The sequence below is a fragment of the Rhizobium sp. GCM10022189 genome (genome assembly GCF_042656325.1).
GTDB lineage: Bacteria > Pseudomonadota > Alphaproteobacteria > Rhizobiales > Rhizobiaceae > Rhizobium.
The window spans coordinates 535,986-559,001 of record NZ_JBHSOR010000002.1 but is presented as its reverse complement, the minus strand read 5'-3'; the positions used below and the strand labels follow the sequence as shown (position 1 = coordinate 559,001).

17 protein-coding genes and 2 pseudogenes are annotated in these 23,016 nt (G+C 57.9%); 12 read left to right on the top strand and 7 right to left on the bottom strand.

Features of this window, described 5'->3' with window-relative positions; translation table 11 throughout:
• Positions 1-20: 20 nt before the first annotated feature.
• Both ACFPWW_RS02955 and ACFPWW_RS02950 read right to left on the bottom strand, forming a co-directional pair.
• The gene (locus ACFPWW_RS02955) at positions 21-491 is read right to left on the bottom strand and encodes a RidA family protein (protein WP_377310283.1); all 471 of its coding nucleotides are present in this window, start codon (positions 489-491) and stop codon (positions 21-23) included.
• Entirely contained in the window at positions 485-1,210 is a 726-nt protein-coding gene (locus ACFPWW_RS02950; protein ID WP_377310281.1) for an SDR family NAD(P)-dependent oxidoreductase, read from the bottom strand. The genes ACFPWW_RS02955 and ACFPWW_RS02950 overlap by 7 nt, the downstream gene beginning before the upstream one ends.
• A 274-nt stretch (positions 1,211-1,484) precedes the next feature.
• Between ACFPWW_RS02950 and ACFPWW_RS02945 the strand changes: the two genes are divergently transcribed.
• Positions 1,485-2,564: an NAD(P)H-dependent flavin oxidoreductase gene (locus ACFPWW_RS02945; RefSeq protein WP_377310279.1), complete on the top strand. Its 1,080-nt coding sequence runs from the start codon at positions 1,485-1,487 to the stop codon at positions 2,562-2,564.
• 134 nt (positions 2,565-2,698) lie between these two features.
• Here the strand turns inward: ACFPWW_RS02945 and ACFPWW_RS02940 are convergent, their stop codons facing one another.
• Positions 2,699-3,379, bottom strand: coding sequence for a response regulator transcription factor (locus ACFPWW_RS02940; protein ID WP_216759104.1), 681 nt, complete (start codon positions 3,377-3,379; stop codon positions 2,699-2,701).
• 357 nt (positions 3,380-3,736) lie between these two features.
• On the opposite strand from ACFPWW_RS02940, the gene ACFPWW_RS02935 reads away from it, so the two are divergent.
• The 4 genes from ACFPWW_RS02935 to tnpC all read left to right on the top strand — a co-directional run bounded on the left by ACFPWW_RS02935 (position 3,737) and on the right by tnpC (position 6,698).
• Positions 3,737-4,207 carry a YybH family protein gene (locus tag ACFPWW_RS02935; RefSeq protein ID WP_216759103.1) on the top strand — a complete coding sequence of 157 codons (471 nt, stop codon included), beginning with the start codon at positions 3,737-3,739 and terminating at the stop codon, positions 4,205-4,207.
• A 54-nt stretch (positions 4,208-4,261) separates the two neighbouring features.
• Positions 4,262-4,741, top strand: a complete 480-nt coding sequence (tnpA, locus tag ACFPWW_RS02930) for an IS66-like element accessory protein TnpA (RefSeq protein ID WP_095433218.1) — start codon at positions 4,262-4,264, stop codon at positions 4,739-4,741.
• Positions 4,738-5,094 (top strand): IS66 family insertion sequence element accessory protein TnpB, encoded by a 357-nt coding sequence (tnpB, locus tag ACFPWW_RS02925; protein WP_377310278.1) that lies wholly within the window; start codon positions 4,738-4,740, stop codon positions 5,092-5,094. Before tnpA ends, tnpB begins: the two co-directional genes overlap by 4 nt.
• 71 nt (positions 5,095-5,165) lie before the next feature.
• Complete coding sequence (tnpC, locus tag ACFPWW_RS02920) at positions 5,166-6,698, top strand: IS66 family transposase (protein WP_095433220.1); 1,533 nt, start codon at positions 5,166-5,168, stop codon at positions 6,696-6,698.
• A 57-nt stretch (positions 6,699-6,755) separates the two neighbouring features.
• Here the strand turns inward: tnpC and ACFPWW_RS02915 are convergent, their stop codons facing one another.
• Entirely contained in the window at positions 6,756-7,643 is an 888-nt protein-coding gene (locus tag ACFPWW_RS02915) for a sigma-70 family RNA polymerase sigma factor (protein WP_184327383.1), read from the bottom strand.
• Positions 7,644-7,863: 220 nt separating this feature from the next.
• On the opposite strand from ACFPWW_RS02915, the gene ACFPWW_RS02910 reads away from it, so the two are divergent.
• The gene (locus ACFPWW_RS02910; protein WP_095433221.1) at positions 7,864-8,319 is read left to right on the top strand and encodes a carboxymuconolactone decarboxylase family protein; all 456 of its coding nucleotides are present in this window, start codon (positions 7,864-7,866) and stop codon (positions 8,317-8,319) included.
• Between the two features lie 279 nt (positions 8,320-8,598).
• Here the strand turns inward: ACFPWW_RS02910 and ACFPWW_RS02905 are convergent.
• Positions 8,599-9,613, bottom strand: a pseudogene (locus tag ACFPWW_RS02905) (LLM class flavin-dependent oxidoreductase).
• Between the two features lie 300 nt (positions 9,614-9,913).
• Positions 9,914-10,963, bottom strand: a complete 1,050-nt coding sequence (locus ACFPWW_RS02900; RefSeq protein WP_377310275.1) for an alpha/beta fold hydrolase — start codon at positions 10,961-10,963, stop codon at positions 9,914-9,916.
• Positions 10,964-11,238: 275 nt separating this feature from the next.
• On the opposite strand from ACFPWW_RS02900, the gene ACFPWW_RS02895 reads away from it, so the two are divergent.
• The 6 genes and pseudogenes from ACFPWW_RS02895 (at position 11,239) to ACFPWW_RS02870 (ending at position 20,392) form a co-directional block, all read left to right on the top strand.
• Positions 11,239-11,409 (top strand): hypothetical protein, encoded by a 171-nt coding sequence (locus ACFPWW_RS02895; protein ID WP_377310274.1) that lies wholly within the window; start codon positions 11,239-11,241, stop codon positions 11,407-11,409.
• 389 nt (positions 11,410-11,798) lie between these two features.
• On the top strand, positions 11,799-12,161 hold the full coding sequence (locus tag ACFPWW_RS02890; protein WP_377310272.1) for an EF-hand domain-containing protein: 363 nt from the start codon (positions 11,799-11,801) through the stop codon (positions 12,159-12,161).
• A gap of 143 nt (positions 12,162-12,304) precedes the next feature.
• Positions 12,305-12,877 carry a glyoxalase gene (locus tag ACFPWW_RS02885; RefSeq protein WP_377310271.1) on the top strand — a complete coding sequence of 191 codons (573 nt, stop codon included), beginning with the start codon at positions 12,305-12,307 and terminating at the stop codon, positions 12,875-12,877.
• A 230-nt stretch (positions 12,878-13,107) separates the two neighbouring features.
• Positions 13,108-13,206 (top strand): annotated as a pseudogene (locus ACFPWW_RS02880) (type 1 glutamine amidotransferase domain-containing protein); the annotation flags it as partial.
• 392 nt (positions 13,207-13,598) lie between these two features.
• Complete coding sequence (locus ACFPWW_RS02875) at positions 13,599-19,112, top strand: trifunctional serine/threonine-protein kinase/ATP-binding protein/sensor histidine kinase (RefSeq protein ID WP_377310270.1); 5,514 nt, start codon at positions 13,599-13,601, stop codon at positions 19,110-19,112.
• The gene (locus ACFPWW_RS02870) at positions 19,109-20,392 is read left to right on the top strand and encodes an MFS transporter (protein WP_377310268.1); all 1,284 of its coding nucleotides are present in this window, start codon (positions 19,109-19,111) and stop codon (positions 20,390-20,392) included. Before ACFPWW_RS02875 ends, ACFPWW_RS02870 begins: the two co-directional genes overlap by 4 nt.
• Positions 20,393-20,544: 152 nt before the next feature.
• Here the strand turns inward: ACFPWW_RS02870 and ACFPWW_RS02865 are convergent, their stop codons facing one another.
• Complete coding sequence (locus ACFPWW_RS02865; protein ID WP_377310266.1) at positions 20,545-22,971, bottom strand: PAS domain-containing sensor histidine kinase; 2,427 nt, start codon at positions 22,969-22,971, stop codon at positions 20,545-20,547.
• Between the last annotated feature and the right edge of the window lie 45 nt (positions 22,972-23,016).

The following is a 23,016-nucleotide window of genomic DNA, read 5'->3' as shown; positions in this document are numbered from 1 at the left end:
AGGTTGTTGGAACGATGTCGCTAGGATTCGATTTCGAGCACGAGTTCGATTTCGACCGGCATTCCCAACGGAATGCTGGAGACGCCAAGGACGATGCGGGGCGGAACCGACGACGCGCCAAAGACGTCCCGCAGAAGCTCGGATGCTCCGTCGGCCACCTTCGGGTGCTCCTGGAAATCGCCCGGCGATGCGATGTAGACGCCGAGTTTGACGATACGGCTGATCTTGTTCAGCGACCCCAGGTGCGCTTTCGCCGCGGCGAGCCCACTGAGGCAGGCAGCACGGGCGGCGTCGTATCCTTGAGGAACCGAAAGACCCTCGCCGACGCGCCCATGGTAGATCGCTTCGTGTCCAATCACCGGGAGCATGCCACTGAGGAAGAGAAGCGGGCCGACCTGGACCGCCTCGACATAGGCGCCGAAAGGTGTCGGCGGGGGAGGGAGCTTGATATCAAGATCCCGCAATCGTGCGTCAGCGCCAGGGACTACCATTTCCCCAAATGTGCGCCGTTGTCGACGTGCAGCACCTCCCCGGTAATGTTGGTAGATTCCGTCAGATAGACGACACCGTTGACGATCTCCTGGACGGCGGTGATCGTACCCATCGGCGAGAGAGACTTCAGAAAATCCTTCGGATCCTTTTCATGCATCGGCGTGTCGACGATGCCGGGAGCGACGGCGTTCACCCGGATGTTGTCCTTGGCGAATTCCATCGCGAGGCTCTTCGTGACCGCATTCAGGCCGCCCTTGGTGATCATGGCGAAGGACGCGGTCACACCGGCAATCGGGTGGTCTGTCAGCGAAGTCGTAATCGTGACGACGCTTCCGCCGGATCCCTGGCGGAGCATCTGCCGGATCGCGTGTTTGGTGAAGTGTATGAATCCTTCAACATTCGTCGCGGTAAGCTGCCGAAGGTCGTCGATCGTGTATTCGAGGAACGGCTTGGTGAAGAAAATGCCCGCGTTGTTCACCAGCGCGTCGATCGATCCGAAGCGTTCGATCGCGCGGTGCGCCACCCGTTCGGCGGTTACTGGATCTCCCACATCGCCATCGACCAGTTCCAGGTGTTCCGGAGCGTCCGGCAGCGATGCTTCCGTGACACGGCGCGATGTGCCGACGACATTGTAGCCTCGTTCGAGGAACGATCTGACCAGTCCTGCCCCGATCCCCTGCGACGCGCCGGTGATCAAGATTGTTTTACGCGTGCTCATTAGCACCTCCATTGTTAGACCACGCACGATCCTCCACCCGCCGACGCGCGGCAGGTTCGCTAGGATCTTCAAAGTCATGTCTCTGCTGTTGGGGGTGGGAACGATCGTCGCCACCCGCCCTGACAACACCATCTCGCGGTTCAACGCTTCTAACTATTGTACGAAGGTGTCCCCGATACCTTTGGATCGGGTGCCAGATCATCAGGTGCAATAGACCCGCCACGTGCAACGATCTAACGAGTGGTCGAGCCACACGAATGGGATGGTATCTGATATGACGCACTGGCTAGACCGACGCATTCTCGATCTTTTCGGTATTGAGCTTCCGATCATCCAGGCGCCCATGGCGGGAGCCACGACAATCGAGATGGTGGTCGCCGCAGGGCAGGCTGGCGGACTAGGCTCGCTGCCGAGTGCGCAGTTGACCGTCGATCAATTGGAAGCAGCGATCCGCAACATACGTGGCTTGAGCAAGGCGCCGCTGAATATAAACTTCTTCGCGCATCAAACGCCTCCGGTCGACGCGGTCGCTCAGATGCGATGGAGGGCGTTGCTGGCGCCCTACTATGTCGAGTTCGATCTCGACCCTGCTGCTCCTGTTTCAGGCGCGGGTCGTGCGCCATTCGATGAAGCTTTCTGCCAGGTTGTCGAAGAGCACAGGCCGGAGGTGGTGAGCTTCCATTTCGGATTGCCCACAAAGCCGCTCGTAGACCGCGTGAAGGGAGCCGGGGCGAAAGTGGTGTCTTCGGCAACGACTGTGGCCGAAGCCGTGTGGCTGGAGGCGAACGGGGCCGACGCCGTGATCGCGATGGGTTCGGAGGCCGGAGGGCATCGTGGCAACTTCCTCACGCAGGACATGTCCACACAGGTCGGAACGATGGCGCTCGTTCCGCAAGTTGTCGATGCCGTAGCGGTTCCTGTGATTGCTGCCGGCGGTATCGCCGACGGGCGGGGCGTCGCCGCAGCCATGATGCTGGGCGCTTCCGCCGTCCAGGTCGGCACGGCCTATCTCTTCTGCCCGGAGGCGAAGATCCCGGCGGTACATGCGCAAGCGCTCGCCAAGGCAGATGACGATAGTACCGCGATCACGAACGTCTTCACCGGTCGTCCCGCCAGAGGTATCGTCAACCGCCTCATGCAGGAACTCGGTCCCATTTCAGAGGCCGTGCCAGCGTTTCCAACCGCAGGTGCCGCACTGTCTGCCGTGCGCGCCCATGCGGAAAAGGCGTCCCGGAACGACTTCACGAACCTGTGGGCGGGCCAGTCGGCGAGGCTTGCGCCCAGGATGGGCGCCTGCGACCTCACCCGAAACCTATACGAAGCAGCGTTGATGGTGATCGAGCGCCGAGCTTGACTGCTTTCGAACATGTCGTCGGTCGGTTCGCATGCACACACCGCTCTTTTGTCGCGATGATAGTTCACTATCCATCCGAAAGAGTCGAAGTGCGAGGAAAATCGGCTGCCGCGATAATTGGTCTGCTGAACGTTTCAGTCTGTCTCGACACTTTCTCCGAGGCGGAGCTTTGCAGCCATGTTCACCAGTTCCGGTAGGGTGCGCGCGTCCATTTTACGCATCACTTGGCCGCGATGCGCCTTCACGGTAATCTCGCTTATGTCGAGGTCGAAGGCGACCTGCTTGTTCAAGAGACCCTTGACCACGCGTATCATCACCTCGCGTTCCCGCTTGGTCAGCGTTTCGTACGAGCGCTGCAGCCGTCGAAGCTCCTCGTCGTTGCGCAACATTTCTTCGCTCCGCGCCAGTGCCGATCGGATCGCCTCCAGAAGCGCCATCGTGTCGATGGGTTTGGTAAGGAAATCCATCGCGCCCCCCTTGAGCGCCTTCACAGTCATCGGGACATCACCAAAGCCGGAGACGAAAATGATAGGCATGCGATTGCCGCCCATATTGATCATGGTCTGCAAATCGAGGCCGTTCAGGCCAGGCATATTGACATCCAGTACGAGACAGCAGGGAGCTGACGAAAGCGGTGTTGCAAGGTAGGCTTGGGCGGATTCAAAGAGCAGTGGCCGCCATCCCGCAGATAGTATTAGGAGCTCGAGGGATTCCCTGACTGATATGTCGTCGTCGATAACTACGACTGTTGGTCGCTCGACATCCCGGCTGTCGGGAAGCGCTGCGTTCGTCATTGCCGAGATCATCCGATACATGTGCTTCGTCCCCAGAGAAGACAGCAGGCTCGTCGTCCAATCGAAGTATGTATATCATAACTCTCAATTTGCGGCGCGGGCAGCGCAATGCGCCTGCTCCGACCGCCTGGCGAGGATGCGCCGTTCTGGCGAGAAGTCCATTGTACAATGGTATCGGCTGAGTCTTGTCGGGGTTAAGCGGCGTTGGGTTTGCGCCAACACCATCGTACAATGGATTACGCCACCGCCGCCGCGCATGCTGCCTTCGCTGGCTTGGCAACCCGAATTTCTCTGTGGCGCGTTCCCACGTCCGTCAAGTCGGCCGATCGACGCAGTGGGTTGGCGTAGCGCGCCAAGATTCCGGAGAGAGGTTTAGACATGAACGAACGTTTTGAAGAAATTACGGGTGTTGAACAGAGGGCGGGGGATGATAGCGCCCTGGATGCGCTGATCGAATTCTACAGGGCATTCAATTCGGCCGATATCGTGGGCTTGGAAGCGGTCTGGTTCCCTGGGGCGGCTCCTAGCATGGACAACCCTATCGGCGGAATTCGTCGTGGGTGGAACGAGATCGCTGAGGGTTATGCTAAGCTGTTCGGTGGCCCCGCCACCGTAAATGTGACGTTCCATGATTTCACCAGCCAAGGTGGACGCGAGTGGCATCTGTTCGTCGGTCGGGAGCGGGGTACGTGTAGAACTGCCAGCGACAGTCTCGATGTCGCCTTCCGAACAACCCGCTGGTTCGTTCGGATGGATGGCGCCTGGAGACAACTCCATCATCATGGCTCCGTCGAGGATCCGGAGATGCTCGCCGCCTATCAAAACCTCATTTTCGGCAGCAGCGATTGATAACAAGGTAAGCGGTGTTTTGACCGCACCTTCCGGATCAGTGCGTGATTGACGATGTTGAGCCCCGAACAAGGGCTTGGACATATGTCGATTTCACAGCTTACGCTTACATCCAGCGATGAAGAGCCGGTGCGGCGGTTCGAGGTTTTCACAGGCAGCGGCCGGCGGCGCGAGTGGGGCGACGAGCGTAAGGCGCAGATCGTCGCGGAGAGTTATGAGCCGGGAGTGACGGTCTGCTCCGTGGCGCGGCGTCATGGATTGACCCCGCAGCAATTGTTCACCTGGCGTCGGCTCGCCCGGAAGCCGCTGGACACTGTACCTGATGTCGAGGATGTTCCAATGTTTGCGCCGGCGATCCTGGATGTGCCGACGAAGCCTGTGGCGAAAGAGCCTGAACCGGCCCGTGCATCGAGAAAGAAGTCGAGCAGCGGCGCAATCGAATTGGAGATCGGCGGGACGCTCGTCAGGATCGCATCCGGAGCGGACGCGGCCACGATTGCCGCCGTCATTCAAGCCGTGAAGGCACAGTCGTGATCGGGCCGTCGGGAGTGGTAAAGGTCATGGTCGCCACCCGGCCTGTCGATTTCCGCAAAGGCGCGGAGGGCCTAGCTGCGCTGGTAAAGGCCGAGATGGGTGCTGACCCGTTCTCCGGCACGATCTACGTGTTCCGGGCCAAGCGCGCGGACCGGATCAAGCTGGTTTTCTGGGATGGCAGCGGGGTGTGCCTTGTGTCCAAACGCCTTGAGGATGGAGAGTTCCATTGGCCCAAGATGCAGGATGGTGCGATGCGCCTGACGGCCGCTCAGTTCTCGGCATTGTTCGAGGGGCTGGATTGGAAGCGCGTTCATGCGCCCATCGAGACGCGCGCCCCGGAGAAGGCTGGATAGCCAATGCGACCAATTGAATCAGGCTCACCCACGCCCTCGTTTTGGTCGCCGGTTTATGCTGTTGTCGCTCCATGACGATGACGGCCGACGAGCTTCCGGACGACCTGAACGCGCTCAGAGCCATGGTGCTTTCGCGCGAGGCGGAGAATGCCCGGCTGCGCCAGATCATCAAGGAATTGCAGCGCCACCGCTTCGGCCGCAGAGCCGAGACGCTTCCGGAGGATCAGCTTCTCCTTGGGCTCGAAGAAGCCGAACAGGTCGAGACGGACGGTCTGGAGGAGAAGGAGCATGCATCCAGTGATCTGCACCGGGAGCGGGTCGCAAAACGGCGGATAAACCGCGGCTCACTTCCTGCCCATCTGCCGCGCATCGATGTGGTCATCGACATCGAGAGCCATGACTGCCCCTGCTGCGGCAACGGCCTGCACCGGATCGGCGAGGACGTCAGCGAGAAGCTCGACATCGTGCCGGCCCAGTTCCGCGTTCTGGTGACGCGCCGCCCCAAATACGCTTGCCGCGCCTGTGAGGAAGTCGTCGTCCAGGCTCCAGCTCCCACGCGGCTGATCGAGGGTGGCATTCCGACCGAGGCGACCGTTGCCCAGGTGCTTGTCTCTAAATATGCCGACCACTTACCGCTCTACAGGCAAGCGCAAATTTACAAGCGACAGGGGATCGATCTCGACCGTTCAACACTCGCTGACTGGGTCGGTCGAGCCGCCTGGCATCTGCGCCCGGTTCACCAAAGGCTGCTCGAGCATCTGAAGGCCTCGTCCAAGCTCTTCGCCGACGAGACGACCGCTCCAGTGCTCGACCCGGGTCGGGGAAAGACGAAGACTGGGCAGCTTTGGGCCTATGCTCGCGACGACAGGCCATGGCAGGGAGCCGATCCGCCCGGCGTCATTTATGTCTATGCGCCCGATCGCAAGAGCGAACGCCCGATGGCGCATCTTGATGGATTCGTCGGTGTCCTGCAGGTGGACGGGTACGTGGGCTATCGCGCGCTCGCCGCCGGCAACAGCGTGTCTCTGGCGTTCTGCTGGAGCCATGTGCGCCGGCGCTTCTATGAGCTGTCGGCCGCCGGTCCTGCACCCATTGCCAGCGAAGCGCTCAGGCGTATCGCCGAACTCTACAAAATCGAGGACGATATCCGCGGCATCACCCATGAGGAACGCCGCGCCGTCCGACAGGAAACGAGCCGTCCGATCATCGACAGTCTTGCGCCTTGGCTGACCAAACAACTCTCCCTCATCAGCCAGAAGACCAAGCTCGCCGAAGCCATCCGCTATACGCTCTCACGCTGGGACGGGTTGACCCGTTTCATCGATGACGGTCGCATCGAGATCGACTCCAACACTGTCGAGCGTTCCATCAGGCCGATCGCCCTCAATCGGAAGAATGCCTTGTTCGCAGGCTCCGACGCCGGGGCCGAACACTGGGCAACGATCGCCTCGCTCATCGAAACGGCCAAGCTCAATGACGTTGAGCCACTTGCCTATCTGGCCGACGTCATCACCAAAATCGTCAATGGCCACCCGAATAGTCAGCTCGACGACCTGTTGCCTTGGGCCTTCGCCGACCAGCCAGAAACCAAGACCGTGGCCTGAGAATACCGCTTAGATGAATGCTGTGCGGACGGACGCTCGAAGGCCGCAGCGGCGATCTTAAACGTCAATATGCGTCAGCTTATTCGGGTTTTTGACGATATAGATCGCGAAAATCTTACCGTCGCGAATGCCGAGAGCTGTTGTTTGCAGCCCACCATTTGAATCAAGGCTTACATACCCGGGCAGGCCGTCAATAGTTGCGGTTCGCAGCAAGGTGGGCGGAGTCGCGGCCTTTCGCTGAGCGGAAACGAAGAGCCGCAGTGCACGTTCCAAGCCGCGGATGACTTCTCGGAACGCCAGCACCTTGCCGCCGCCGTCGCTATGTATCTCGACATCGCGCGCAAGCAACGCCGAAAGCGCGGTGACATCGCCGTCACGCGAAGCCGCAAAAAAAGCGCGCGCAATTCCATCAGCCTCTGCCGCCCCGACGCTGTATCGTGGTCGTGCATTCTGAACATTCTTGCGTGCGCGAGAAGCAAGTTGCCGAACGGTGGCAGGTTCACGATGAAGCACGACCGCGACCTCGGTCAGCGCCACGTCGAACACTTCGTGGAGCAGGAAGGCCGCTCGTTCTAGCGGCGAAAGTCGCTCCAACGCTAACATCAGCGTCACAGTGACATCGTCAGCAATGGCTTCTTGCGCATCAAGAGGCTCGACCAAAGGCTCTGGTAGCCATGGGCCGACATAGATCTCGCGGCGCGCTCGCGCCGACTTCATCCGATCAAGGCATAGTCGGGTGACGATGCGAGTGAGATAGGCGGTCGGAGTACGGACTTCGTCTTCAACGCGTACCCAACGCAACCACGCATCCTGCACGACATCTTCCGCCTCCGTGATCGACCCTAGCATCCGGTAGCTCAGACGCAGCAAGCGTTTGCGATCCAGTTCGAATTCTACGGTTCTTTGGTCGCTAAGCGGCACATCAGCGCTCGCTTCATTGGCCATCACCCCCTCGCGGATGTCATGAGACCGATTCGTTGCGTTCCTGCCGTTGTGCCACATGCCACTTTCCTCGCACTCGCTCGCTTGACTCGTGGACGAGCGAGTTCGTGCAAGTGTGACATGGCACATGCCAAAATAAAATCAGGTCGAGATGTCACGCCTCCCATCGCCGCGTCGTCACTCGAGCAGCGCCGGCTGTTGGCGCAACTCACAGGAGACCATCATGAATGAGACAACGCGCCTCAACTGGTACGAGGTAGCACCCGCTGGAGCCAAGGCCCTTTTCGGCGTCCATCACTACGTCACACACAACACGAATTTGCCTGAGGAACTTATCCATCTCGTGTTCCTGCGCGTATCGCAGATCAACGGCTGCGCACATTGTATCGACCTGCACACCCGCGATCTGCTGAAGACCATGGCAGCCGACAAGGTCGCTCTGGTCCCGGTATGGGAAGAGGTGCCGTATCTTTTCTCCGAACAGTACCGCGCGGCGCTGGCCTGGGCCGAGGAGGTGACGCTTGTCAGCGAGACACATGCTTCTGACCGAGCCTATGCTGCTGTCTCGGCAGTTTTCGAGCCTAAAGATTTGGTAGACCTTACAATCACGATTGCAGCTATGAACGCCTTCAACCGTCTAGGCGCGCCATTCCGACTTCCGGTGAAGGCGCAGCCCTGAAAACGCGCTGGCGCTGTTGCTTAGCCACGACGGCACCACTGTGCTTATGAATCGGTTGCTTGCAGGCCCCGCTTGCTTGCAGCTTTACGACCGGGATGGGGTGGAACAGCTCCTTCATCAACGCACAAAGGCTCGTCCCGGTCGGTGCATTCATGCCATCAATCAAGCAGCGATGATAATCGGTACGATCTTTCGCGCTTAGTCAATGTGGGAGGAAAACACCGCTTACATAACAAGGCCAGTTATCTTCCTTGAACCTTGCGTCGTTCAATGACGCACTTAACCTTGTCCGCGAACAAGAGGCGCGACATCAGTGCCGAGAAGTTCGATAGAGCGGCGCATCGCCTCGGTTTCCAGTGCAGCGGTACTCATCTGGAAGGTGATGCGAGAAACTCCGCGCAAGGTGTTGTTAATATGCAAAATCTTGGCCGCAACCGTTTGCGGACTGCCAACCAGGAACGCGCCACCCGGACTGCACATGTGGTCAAATTGCGCCTTTGTCGGCGGCGGCCAGCCCCGTTCCCGTCCAGCGTCCGTGAACATCTGGAACCAGCCCGGGAAAAACGCTTCCCTGGCAGCCGCGTCGGTTTCTCCGATGAAGCCCAGGGCATGTACACCGACCATTTGGTCCTTCGGGGGATGGCCGGCGGCATCCCATGCGCGACGATAAAGATCGACCAGAGGCAGGAAACGCTATGGCGACCATCAACGGCAATCCGAGTGTCCCCGCGCGGACGAACGATCCAGGTGTGCCACCCACGCCCAGCCAGATTGGTAGTTTGGGCTGGTGTGGACGGGGAAAGACACCCTCGCCATTGATCGCTGGACGAAAGCGGCCCTGCCATTTGACACTGGGTTGCTCCCTGATCCTCAGCAAGAGGTCCAGCTTCTCGGCGAACAGTGCGTCGTAGTCCCGCAGGTCGAATCCGAACAGAGGATAGGCCTCGACTGATGAGCCGCGACCGACCACGATTTCGGCTCTTCCGCCGGATATCAGATCCAGTGTGGCGAACTCCTGGAAGAGCCGCACGGGGTCGGCGGCACTGAGGACTGCTACGGCGCTAGTCAGTCTGATGGATTTTGTGCGTGCGGCGGCGGCGGCAAGGATGACAGCCGGGGCTGAATCAAGCGCGTTCTCACGATGGTGTTCGCCCATTCCGAAGATATCGAGCCCGACTTGATCCGCGAGCTCTATTTCCGCAAGCACACTCTCCATGCGGTCAATGGCTGACTGCAATCGCCCGGTGGCAGGGTCGGTCAAAAGCATTGCGAAACTATCGATACCAATTTCAATCATAGATCCTGCCGGGTTTGAGCTGGTGGTGTCGCCTTACTAAAGATCCTTCCAGCTACGAACGCTCCTCGCCGTCCAATCGCGCAGAAAGGCTGTGCTATCTGAAAGTGCCTTCCACCATCACACGACCAGCGGGTGCCGCACCAGCCGCCATTTTTTGATCGATTTCATCGAAGGATTCGATAGGGTGTATTTTGATGGGTCACCATTGGACCAGCGTCGAGCCCGGACAGACGTGCGTGAAACCTGTCGGATGTTCTGTGCTCCCTGAAAAAGGCCGGGGCCTGCGCTAATGCGGAGCTACACCCAGCCGTCCACATCAATCACGGCGCGGGCGAAAGATTCCGGGGCTTCTTGTGGGAGGTTGTGACCGATCCCACCTGTGATCAGGCGGTGCTCATATTTCGCCTTGAACTTCGCTGCATAAGTCTTTGCATCTGGGTGGGGTGCCTCGTTGGCGTCACCTTCCATGGTAATCGTGGGCACGTGTATTTCGGGGCCGACTGCCAGCTTGCTTTCCAACTCGTCGAACCGCTTCTCGCCTTCGGCCAGTCCGAGACGCCATCGATAGTTATGGACGACAATCGCGACATGGTCTGGGTTGGCGAACGCCGTGGCACTTCGCGAGAACGTTTCTTCGTCGAATTTCCACTTTGGGGAGGCGAGCTTCCAGATGAGCTTGGCGAAGTCGTTCGTATATTTCTCATAGCCGTCGCGACCGCGATCTGTGGCGAGATAGAATTGGTACCACCACTGGAGTTCGGCGGGCGGCGGCAGGGGGGCCTTTCCGGCGGTCTGGTTTCCGATTAGATAGCCGCTGACCGATACGAGGGCCTTACAGCGTTCCGGCCAGAGGGCGGCGACTATGCCGGCTGTCCTCGCTCCCCAGTCGAAGCCAGCGATTGTAGCCTGCTTGATTCCCATGGCGTCCATGAGCTTGATCGTATCAACTGCAATCGCCGCCTGCTGGCCATTGCGTTTCGTCGCGCCTGATAGGAAACGCGTGCCGCCGTAGCCTCGGAGGAAGGGCACGATGACGCGGTGGCCTTGGCTGGCAAGGAGAGGTGCGACCTCCGCGAAGCTGTTGATGTCGTACGGCCAGCCGTGCAGCAGCAAGACTGGTGATCCGGACGCTGGTCCGACGTCGGCATAAGAAACTAGCAGGTCACCTGCCTCGATGGTCTTGTTTGCTTCGAGTATGGCTCCGGCAGGAGCCGGCGGTGCCTCCGCACGCGTGGGCGCCTGAGAGGCTTCCGCCATCTTCTCGCCGAGCACACCCGCCGCGGTAATAGCGAGTGCGACGCTGCCTAACGATCGGCGTGTGAAATTTGCGGGTACGCCTTTGGACATTGCGCCAGTCTCCGATGGTGGTTGCTGGGTAAAGGCTGCACTCACGCTCCGGATTCCGGGAGTGTTTGCGCTGCCTTCCGTATCGAGATCCGTTGTCGATCCGTACCCGGGAACATTGAGACCGGCCCCTGGGGCGCGCTACTGCACGATGGTATCGCCTATACGAACGTATCGCCTATACGAAGGTGCAAATGCCTTCCTGACGGTCCGCCGACATAGTCTCGGTCGAAGCCGGCGGCTGCGGATCAGCCACAGCCAAAAATCGGGAGCAGACGATGATCTATCGCGACCAGGAACCTCGTAGCTCAGGCTTTCCGCTTGTTGTGATCGCAATTGCCATGGTGGCGATCGTCGGGGTTCTGATTTCCATCAGCGAGCGGCCGACACCGACGCGTGTCTGGGTGCCCTCTGCTTCCGTCGGTTCTGGAGCGAGCGCCGCTCTGTAGGATCCGTTTGACCTGTCGAGGGAAATACAATCATGCCAGGCCCAATAGACAGGCGATGCCTTCGCCCGCTCATGCCGGAGGAGGTGTCGAGAGCAGCAGACGTACTGAAGGAATACTGCGAAGCTCGACGCTGGAACAGAAAGAGCGAGGAAGCGGAGGCAGTGGCACGGGACATCATTCGGTGGCTCCAGTCAGGAGCTCCGAGCCGGGAGCGGCTTCAGGAGATCCTCAGAGCAAGATGTTGAGATGGGTCATTCCATGCAGTCCGCTGACCTGGCACAGTATTGGGAAGCGAAACTCTTCAGGTACGCTCAAGCTTGCCGCGCCAAAAGCTACCTACGCGCTGGAAAAGCGCGATTTACAAGTAGATGTTACGAATTGGGGATTTCATGACGACTGCGACTGACACTTCACCGCTTACCCAGGTGCTCAACAAGGTGTTCACCAAGTTCGATCGCAACGGGGACAACAAGCTGACCGGGCAGGAACTTGAGAACTTCGATCAAATCCTAATGCCTGGAGTTGCCGTCGATGACAACGGGCGTCCCAAGGTGGACATGAAGCAGCGGCTGGACCACGACGCCAACGGTGCTGTCGGCCGTGATGAAATGCACTCCACTGGGATACTTATGCCTGCGGAGATGACCGATCCGTCGTTGACTTCGCTCCTCAATTATCTGCATGCCAAGAACGATCCGGCGGCCCTGCAGGCAGCGGCGATACTGGAGCTTGATGACTCCACGGAAAGTTGAGCATCGAAAAACGGGAGCCATAGGGGGCGCCGACACACCATAGTATCGGCGACACTATGGTCCAATGGTTCCGGAACAAGATGATGGTTAACCTCTGTCACGTCGCCGGTTGATCGACGGCGACTTAAACTCAGGAGCCGGACATGAACCATCTTGAACTTGAAACGAAAGTCACGCAAGCCGCGCCAAAGAACGCTCCAGTAAGGATGAACCTAGAACTCCTCGTGATACCTGTGTCGGACTCCGACCGCGCTCGGAAATTCTACGAGAGCATTGGCTGGCAAGTCGACATTGATCACTCCGTTGGAGACGACTATCGCATCGTTCAGATGAGCCCGCCTGGGTCCGGTTGCTCGATCATGTTCGGAACAAACATAGCACTAGCGCCTCCCGGTTCCGCTCAGGGAATGCATCTCGTGGTCTCCGACATCGAGGCTGCTAGGACCGATCTGCTATGCCGAGGCGTCGCTACCAGCGAGCCTTTCCACGACGTTGGTGGGATATTCCACCATTCGAACGGCAAGGGGATTGTTTTCGGACCCAATCCTGATCGGAAGAGCTATGCATCGTATTTCACATTTTCCGATCCGGACGCAAACGTTTGGACAGTCCAGGAGGTCACAGCACGACTTCCGGGTACAAAAGGTGACACCCGCTTCACGACACAGCTTTATGAAGCAGTTTGGGGCGCCTCAGGCCCCGCCTCGGATGCGTGACGCCGAGGCCAAACAGCAGCGTGCCGCGCTCGGCGCTCTCCTGAAGGTTTACGGCGAGAGCTATCATCCCGAGCGCTGCTTGGATCCGCTTGAGAAGGCCTCCTTCTTCTGAAAAAGGCGAAAGAGCTGCACGAGGCGGCTCTGGGTGCAGGAAACGGTGGTCGTCAACTGGGATTTCTTGGTCGCCGGGTAAGGTGCTTAACTTGAGGTCGGTTTAGGTCACTCGCCACGGTCGCCTTATCACGGGACAAAACCCAGCATCCTCGACAGCCGGCGCGCAACACCTGGTAAAGCTGCTGACAAGTGGCCACGCCTTAACCGCGGCGTGACTACCGATCAGCCCTTAGCTAATCCCGATGCCAAATCAGCAAGAACCGGAGTGCCGAGAAATAATGAAGGTTCTGATGGCAAAGTTCGCGGTCTTGTTTAGCCCATCACCATGATGCCTCCTGTTTATTGTCTGAATTCCGCGTGGCGGAGCAGTGATCATGCTGTGCGTCCACTTAAATCGATACTTAAGTACAAGTGCACAACTGCCTAAGTAGCGGCAATGTTGTTCACTGGGCGAAGCAGTGCCGAAAGCCGCGAGAGTTGCGGCGCGCTTCGATTCAAGCATGAGATAGGCAGGCAGGCCTCGACCGAAATCCCGCTCACGATTATTGTCCCGGAAGCAGATGACGAAAGGTGGAAGAATAGATCGAGGGCAATATGAGAGCCGCCGATGATGGTTGAAGGCGCAGGCGAGTCGGTCTCAGGCTACGAACTGCGTCCGGTTAGGGAGAGCGAGCAGCACGTTCTTTATCGCGGTATCGAGCGACGTTCTCGAAGAAGGGTGCTCGCAGTTTCGGCGCCAGGGGGGCGGGACGCGGAACACGCGCTCCGCCGCGAGCACTCGATGGCCGACAGACTTCTCGAACATTGGGCGGTTCGCCCCTTGGAATTTGTCCACTATCAAGGCCAAGAAGTTCTAATTCTTGAAGATCCCGGTGGGATGCCTCTTGACTTGCTCGTGAGCCAACGACCCGGTCGGTTGCTCCGGGTCCGTGAATTCCTGGAGATTGCGGCGAACCTGGCGGCCATCCTGTCCCTAGTTCACGAACGAGGGCTCATACATAAGGACATTAAACCACAGAATGTCTTCGTTTGCGAAGATGGGAGCGTTCGTCTGTCCGGCTTCGGTTCCTCGACGGAGCTCCCCAGTCAGAACATAAGCCCAACTGGGTCTCAGTCATCTGGTACTCTAGCCTACATGTCGCCCGAGCATACGGGGCGGGTGAATTGGCCGGTCGATGCCCGAAGCGATCTCTATTCGCTCGGAGTCACGCTCTACCAGATTCTGGCAGGCTCGCTCCCCTTCAACACAGACGATCCTCTTGAACTTCTGCATTGCCATATAGCACGCGCGCCTGCATCGCCATCTACCCTGCGCCCGGAAATCCCGGATGCTGTTGCGTCAGTTATCATGAAGCTTCTCGCAAAATCGCCGTATGATCGGTATCAGACGGCCTCTGGGGTCGAAAATGATCTCAGAAGATGCCTGGCTCAATGGGAAACTCAAGGCAAGATATCGCCTTTTCCTCTAGCGGAGCATGATCTTTCCGCACGCCTCACCATCCCTACGAAATTCTACGGACGACGTCGCGAAGTCGACGCTTTCCAAGCTGCGCTGCGGGGTTTCCTCCAAAACGGTTCATCGCGCCTGGTGCTAATTGGCGGTGAACCGGGAACGGGTAAGACGCACCTCGTCCGGGAGCATTTGTCGGGCCTGGACGTACAAGAAATTCTGATCGCAACGGCTAAGTACGAGCCTCACCTTCGCGACAGTCCGCTCGCTTGCATGGTCCCTGCACTTCAATCTCTGACCCGAATGGTTCTGAGTACGGGTGCATCGGAGTCGGAGGAATGGGCCAAGAGGTTTAGGCATGCCTTAGGCGCCAACGCTGCGCTTTTGACACATGTTGTTCCTGACCTGGAGATAGCGCTGGGCTCTACTTCGGTCGACGTGGAGCTGCCAGCCAGGGAATCGAGAAGACGCATCCAGGCTGCATTGCGCGATTTTATTCGGTTATTTGCGCTTCCCAAGCGCCCGCTCGTTCTAGTCCTGGACGATCTGCAATGGGCCGACAGGGCCAGTTTGGATCTAGTCGAGCAACTTCTCCTAACAGAAAGGGCCGGCGGGCACGTCCTTGTCGTGGGAACATGTAGAAGCCGCGACCTTGCTGACGATCATCGGTTGGTGCGCCTACCAACTACTTTACGCGGGGAGGGGGTCGATGTCACCGAGATAGAGATTCCGGCGCTCACCCGCGAAGACCTCGGTGAAATGATCAGCGACGCCATGAAGTGCTCGCCGAGCGAAGCGCAACGATTGGCGAAAACAATCCATGCGAAGACGGGCGGGAATGCGCTGTTCGCGACGAGATTGCTTTACTCCCTCGAAAATGAGGGAGTCTTAAGAGCCGACGGGGCACTTGGGCGTTGGACCTGGGACGAGGGCGGCGTCAACGCGAGAGAGCATAGCGACAACGTGGTTGATATGATGGTCGCTGATCTTGCCAAGCTCCCTCGTCCGGTCCTGGATGTCCTTCGCTGGCTCGCTTGCTTTTCTATGGCGAGCAGCAGCCGACTGCTCGCCGAAGCGACCGAAATGGCCGTCGAGGAAATGCAGGGACTGCTCAATCGGTGTGCTAGATCGGGGTTCATAGCCTGCTTCGACGATAACTACGCGTTCGTACACGACAAGGTGCGAGATGCGGCCTATTCCATGCTTCCGCCGGAAGAGAAGGCCCGACGACACGAGCGGATAGGACGTATTCTTGAGCGCGCTCGAACCCTACAGGATTTGGACGTCGGAATCTTCGAGGTTGTCGATCAGTTCAATCGCGGGTTCAGGACGATCGAGACCCCCGCCGATCACCTTCATATCGGACGCCTGAACTTCGAAGCTGGGATGGCGTCGAAAGCCGCGGGTGCATATGAGGACGCACTAACATACCTCCGACGAGCAGAGGAGCTATTGGCGTCCGGTTCCGGGTTCGCCGAGCCTCAAATGTTGTTCGAGTGCGATCTGGCTCTTGCACAGAGTGAATTCGTATGTGGCCACACGTCGGACGCTGAGAGGCGTCTTCTCGACCTACACCGACGCGCCTCCGACATTACTTCCCGTGCGGCCGTCGCCTGTCAGCGGATCGACCTCTACGTTTTTATGGCGCTTCCAGACCGAGCCGTGAAATTGGGCATCGAATTTCTCGCCGAAGCAGGACTCGACGTATGCCTTCCCCCTTCACGCGATGATGTCGCCACTGCCTACAGCCGGGTTTGGAAGCTCTTGGAAGGTAGGATGGTGGAGGACTTGGTTGATTTGCCGATGACGAGCTCGGCGGACGCCGACGCTACTTTGGCTGTCTTGAACAGGATGATCCTCTCAGCCTTATACGAAAACCCCACTCTCCATCAATTGCTCATAATCCTGATCGTCCAGTTCAGCATCGAGCACGGCAACAATGCGGCCTCGGTCCTGGGCTACGTGCTGTTTGGTCGACAGCTTATCACCGAATTCGGCGACGTTGTCGCGGGCCGCCGTTTTGGAGAGCTTTCGCTTGCGCTCGTCGGCAAAGGTTTGTCGACCTTCAAGGCCCGAGTGTATTTCAACTATGGAACCGGTATTAGCTCGTGGTCAGAGCACCTCTCGGTTGGTAGGTCCTATATAGAAGCAGCACTCGAAACCGCACGACGGAACGGCGACCTGCTTTACGAAGCCTATTGCCGAAGCAATCTCATCGGAAACGCGATCTCTTCCGGAGAGAGTCTTCCCGCCGTCTACCAGATGGCAACCGATTCACTGAATTCCATCGCTTTCGACTTCAAGATCGCGCTCGCGTTCGTCGTAGGGCAGCTTAGGCTAGTTGGCTCGATGATGAGGTTCGGGGGCTACCTCGACGGCCTTGAAGAGATCGGCGTCGACGTTGAGGAGGTCGAGCAATCTTTGATCCGAGGAGACCACCCAAGGACGGTTCAGGACATCTACTGGAGTAGACGCCTACAGGGCCACGTCTTTCTGGGCGAGTACGAATTGGCAATCGAGGCGGCGCGCAAGTGCGAGACGATACTCGTCTCCCCTTGGCCTAACATAGAGGGCGCCGAGTTTCACTTTTACTCTGCCATTGCCTATGCAGCGCTCCTCGCCGACGCCAGCAAGGAAGCTCCTCGTTTTGTAGATCACAGGGATCGTGTGCGGGAGCACGCAGACAGACTGGAAGCATTCGCAAAAAAATCGCCGAAAAACCTCATGTGCCGGGCTGCGCTGGTTGAGGCCGAGATCGCTCGGATTGAAGGTCGTCAGATCGAGGCGGACACTTTATACGAGAAGGCCATAAGATCGGCGCAAGCCAATGGTTTCCTTCAAATCGAAGCGCTCGCATGTGAAGTGGCGGCTCGATCGTACCGCGGCAGAGGACTTGAGGAGATACACGACCTCTATATCAACAGAGCGAAAGTGGCGTACCGCAAGTGGGGGGCAAACCGTATACTTCAAAGACTAGGGGAGTACCATTCTGGTGACGCTCGTGCCAGCCCCTTGTCGCAGACGCTCTCACTGGATACGCAGTTAGATGTCGCCGCGATCGTCAGGGCATCTCAAGCAATTTCCCGCGAAATAAGGCTTCCCGAGCTGATTGATCGGGTTATGCGCCTGGTGATAGCGCATGCCGGGGCAGAGCATGGATTGCTCATGCTTCTTAAGGATAACGTGCCGCTTCCCGTCGCGGAGGCGCGTGTCGTCGGAGGTGCGATACAGGTCGACACCATCGAAGCGACGGTTGATGGCGGACTCCTGCCACAAACCGTCCTGCAGTATGCGATACGAACAGGGCGCCCCGTCATCCTCGAGGACGCTTGTCTCGATAGTGTCCACTCGAATGATGCGTACGTTCGCGAAAACCGTTGTCGATCCATCCTTTGCATGCACATCGGTGGCCAAGGCCGATACGTAGGTGTGCTCTACTTGGAGAATAACCTCACGCCTGGAGCCTTTACGAAGGAACGCTTGAGCGTACTGGATCTGCTCTCATCGCAGGCAGCAATCTCGCTGGAAAACGCGCGGCTATACAGAGATCTACAGCGTAGCGAGACTTTCCTCCTTCAGGGACAAACTGTTAGTAATACCGGGAGCTTCGGGTGGAGCGAGGCAACTCGCGAGTTTTTCTGGTCGCGGGAGCTCTACCAAATCCTCGAGTACGAACCCGACATGAAGGCATCTCCCGAACTGGTATTGACGCGAGTGCATCCAGGGGATCGCCCTCGGGTTACAAAACTGCTGGAGCAAGCCATCGAGAGGGGCAATGATTTCGATAGCGACTACCGGCTACAGATGCCGGATGGCCGGGTCAAACATGTTCAAACCATTGGCAGATCGGTTCGTAATGAAAACCTGGATTTTGTGGGCTCTATTCGAGATGTCACGGAGAAGGTTGCGAACGAAGAGGCTCTTCGTGAAGTTACAACCAACCTTGCGCATGTCGCGAGGGTGACGACACTCAATGCCATGACTGCATCGATCGCGCATGAAGTCAATCAGCCCCTCTCCGGGATAATCACCAACGCAAGTACAGGGATGAGATTCCTCTCATCGGATCCGCCAGATCTAGTAGGAGCAAGGGAGACCATAAAACGGACGATGCGGGATGCGAACCGCGCATCCGACGTCATCGCCCGTCTGCGTGCAATGTTCCAGAAGCAGGCGCCTGCCATCGAGCTCGTCGATCTCAACGAACTGGCCAAGGAGGTCGTCTCCTTGACGAGCAGTGAGATCCTGAAGGCGGGCGCGAGCATAGCCACCGATTATTTCGACGGTCTACAGCTCGTTCGAGCTGACCGCGTGCAATTGCAGCAAGTGATATTGAACCTTCTCATGAACTCCGCAGAGGCTCTGACCGGATATGACGGTCCAAGGAATATAACTATTCAAACCAGCGTCCATGTTGACGGCGGAGTGCGGCTCGACGTCAAGGATACCGGTCCCGGCATTGACGACCAGATTATTGATAGGCTGTTCGAGCCCTTTTTCACCACCAAAGCGAATGGCCTGGGCGTAGGTCTGTCGATCTGCCGATCAATACTTGCAAGCCTTGGCGGCCAACTTTGGGTAGATTCGAGAAAGGGAGTTGGAACTTCATTCAGCTTCCACATTCCAGTCCTCCCTCAGGAGGCGTCCACATCATCGGGTGACGAGCGATGAAATTCTGGGATCGAAAGATCAACCTGTTCGGACGGACGGCCGACGTGGCTGCGTCCAGGCCGGAGCAAACGACCTCTTTCGTTAGCACGATAGGCATCCTGCTCGCGCTCGCGATGTTCATCAACTACGTCGACCGAGGAAACCTCGCCACAGCCGCGCCGCTTATCAAGGATGAGCTGCGGATCACGAATACGGAGTTCGGCGTCCTCATCTCTGCGTTCTTTTGGATCTATGTGCCATTCCAACTTATTGCAGCTTGGTTCGTGACGAAGTTCGGTGCGTATCGGGCTCTCGTCGGCGGGTTGCTAGTCTGGTCGGTCGCTACTGTTCTTACCGGGCTAGCCGGGGGCTTCTTCAGCCTGTTGGTTTTACGCGTGGTATTGGGGCTCGGAGAAAGCGCAAGCTTTCCGGCGACTTCCAAGCTGCTCGCGCAGAACCTTCCCGTTGAGAAGCTCGGTTTTGCGAACGCTCTGGTCAGCACCGGTATCATCTTGGGACCTGCCGTTGGGACCTTCGTCGGAGGTTTGGTGATGGCCCAATACGGATGGCGTATGCTTTTCGTTTTGTTTGGGCTGGTGTCACTGCTCTGGCTCGTTCCCTGGCTGGCTGTGACCCGGTCGTGGGCCGCTGCAAAGCTCCTCGAGGTTAGATCGGTGGAGCAGCCGAGTTTTCGGAAGATGCTCCGAAGACGTGAATTGTGGGGCGCGGCCATTGGGCATTTTTCGAACAACTACACGTTCTATACCATCCTTACTTGGCTACCTCTCTATCTAGTGAAGGTGCAAGGTTTTACCTTGGCCGAAATGGCTCGAATGGGAGGGGTTGTTTATATTGCCGCGGCTTTCTTCTCTCTGACTTGCGGCTGGATAGCGGACCGGTGGATGAGTTTCGGTGCGAGCTCCAATCGAGTTCGCAAATTCTTCATCGGTAGCGCTTGCGCGATCGCTATAATGTGTATGCTTTTGTGCGCCACCGGCAACCCGAGCCTCGCCATAGCAGGGCTGCTCATATCCTCAATCGGCCAAGGCATGGGAGGTTTCAACCTCTATGCGATCGGCCAAACCCTTGCGGGACCCGCTGGCACGGCGAAGTGGATCGGTCTTCAAAACTGCATTGGGAACATTGCGGGGATTGTGGCCCCTGTGATCACGGGTGTAATCGTTGATCTCACAGGTACGTATCAGGCAGCATTCCTCGTAGCGGCAGCCGTTTCGACAGTCGGGCTCATATCTTGGACGATCGGCATATCCAGGATTGAGAGAATAGATTGGAGCGAATAGGTGAACGCTGCCAGTTTTGCGTACAGAATAACTGACAGCCGTTCCATCCGGAAAGGGAGGATGCTGTCGCAGAGGTCCTTCAGGGCGATGTCGTTGTCTCGGACTGCACAGATGTCGTGGTGTCAGGCGAAGACCAGATCGCGGCATATGGCTTACTGGGACAGTTGAACGCTCTGGGCTAAGGAAGGCGTTCTCGGTATCGAAAAGGCCACCGTCATGCCTGGCCCGTCATTAGGCATCGCCCACATGCGGCCTCCATGGGTTTCGACGATCGATCGGCTGATGGAAAGTCCGATCCCCATTCCGTTAAGTTTCGTTGTGAAAAACGGTTCAAACATCTTGTCCGTAGAGTCAGCCGCGCTGCCGACTCCCGCATCCGAGATTGACAATGTGAGCATGTCCTCAGCTAGCGATGTCCGCACGAACAGACGGCGGGGCCGTCCCTCGGTTTCTGCCATAGCTTCGATCCCGTTCAGTACCAAGTTCAAAATGACCTGCTGGAGCTGGATACGATCGCCCCTGACGGACGACAGTCCAGGCACCAGGCTGGCATCGAGGACGATAGATTTCTCCCGCATGTCGCGCGCTGATAACGCGATCACCTCTCGAGCTATTTCATTGAGATCTATCTCCTCCATAGTCGGAGACTGACGGTTAAACATGGCCCGAAGGCGCTTGACGACTTCGGTTGCACGCATGGTGTCCCGGATCGTTCTCCGCGCGGTGTCTGTCGCGGAGGCGATGTCCGGTGGATCGAGCGCGAGTAGGCGAACACAGGCGTTGGCATTGGCGAGAATACCCGATAACGGTTGGCTCACCTCGTGCGCAATGGATGTCGTCAAGGCACTTATAGTCATCGCGCGTGAAATGTAGGCAAGTTCTTCTCGCGCTTTCAATAGAGCTTCCTCACCCCGCCGGATAGCATCTTCCGCGCGTTTCGTCTCGGTGATGTCCTGTACAGTCCCCATGAAAACCGGGTGATCACCGATGTAATCCGTTACTCTGGCGAGACCGCGAATGAACCTGACGGAACCGTCCGTCCTGATGATCCGAAAGACAAAATCGGCGTCTTCGCCGGCCAGCCCCTTTCGCATCTCGACGTCGAAAAGTTCCAGGTCTTCCGGATGGATCCGCTCCCTGACCGCATCGATGCTTGGCTCGACCTCAGGATCGAGATCGAATATTCGATAAAATTCCTCAGACCAGATATTCTCGTCCCGCTGGATGTCCGATGTGAAGCTACCTGTCGAACTGATCCGCTGCGCTGCGACGAGCTGTGCCTGGCTCCGCTTGAACTGGGTCTCACGCTTTACTAACGCTTCTTCATGGCGGGTCCTGTCTATGGAAATCCCTGCGATATGCGCTGCTCGGTCGACAATCTGCCGTTCGCGAGGTTGAAGTTCGGTATGTTGATGACGAAGGATGGCAAAGATCCCCGCCGTGTTCCCATAGGGCGAGAGAATAGGAATTGCGTGGCAGTAATTGAGCCTGTTCGCTAACATGAACTGGCCCATCGACGTGTGGCGATAATCGCTTTCGAGGAGGTTTTGGATTTCAACAGCCTTTTTTGTGAGTGCTGCGAATGAGCACGCATTCTTGTCCAACGCCACGCTCTTTTGGTCGAAGATCTCTCGGAATTCGCTTGGCAAGCGCGGAGCCGCGCCCATTCGAAAGAATTTGCGATCGAGCGACAGCTCGAGAAAACAGCAAAAGAGATCCGGGATCAGATCTTCGACGACATTGCAGAGCTTTTGGAGGACGCTTGCTGATGGCGTCCCCCGAGCCACCATATCGAGCATCTCCATTTCCTTCCCGAGCAGGTAGGCGGCATCGCGGGAGTCCTGAACGTCGTTCTGAAGTAGGCAGTAGCTCGTAAGTTCGCCTGACTTCCCGACAATCGGCACGACTTGCGCCTCAAGCCACCGCAGTGTGCCGTCGGCATGCTGTGCTTGGTACGAGAAGACCGGTGTCTGCTCTCCTTCCATGTATGCCTTGAGCGGAAGCAGGATATCGTCGAGTTTCCTCGGCTCCATGTCGGCCGAAGCCTCTTGCTCCGTCCTCTCAGGCAGAAAGCCATACCAACGCAGCGCTGCTTGATTGGCAAACTCTAGTTCCAAATCAGGGGTGATCAGCAGCGCTGAAAGCGACAAGGAATTTAGGAAGCGCCGGAACCCGCCTTCAATTTCCTCTTGGGTTCGGTCGTTAGCGCTCTCGTGGCGTTCTGTCGCGAGCCAACAGATCTTTCCATCATCCGCTAGCGGCGACCCAGCAAGCTCGAACCAACTGAAATCTCCATCTTTTCGTCGCAAGCGGGCATTGATCACCCTGTGCCCTTCGGTCCGCCGCACGTTTTGCCAGTACCCGACCGCGAAGACTGCATCATCCGGATGCAAAACACTCACCCAGTGTGATGGGCGGCTCAAGCCGAAATCTATACCAGCATATTCTCCAAAACGGGAGTTGCAGTATGAGATTGCGCCCGTTTCGTCTGTCGTCCAGACCAGACCCGGCAGGTGGTCCAGGATCACCGCCGCATCGGGCTCAATCGGGGTTGCCTCCTCATTGAGTGAAATGGACATCCGGACGTCCCGTTACCTTCTTTGCCCGCGCTCGCCGGGCATTGG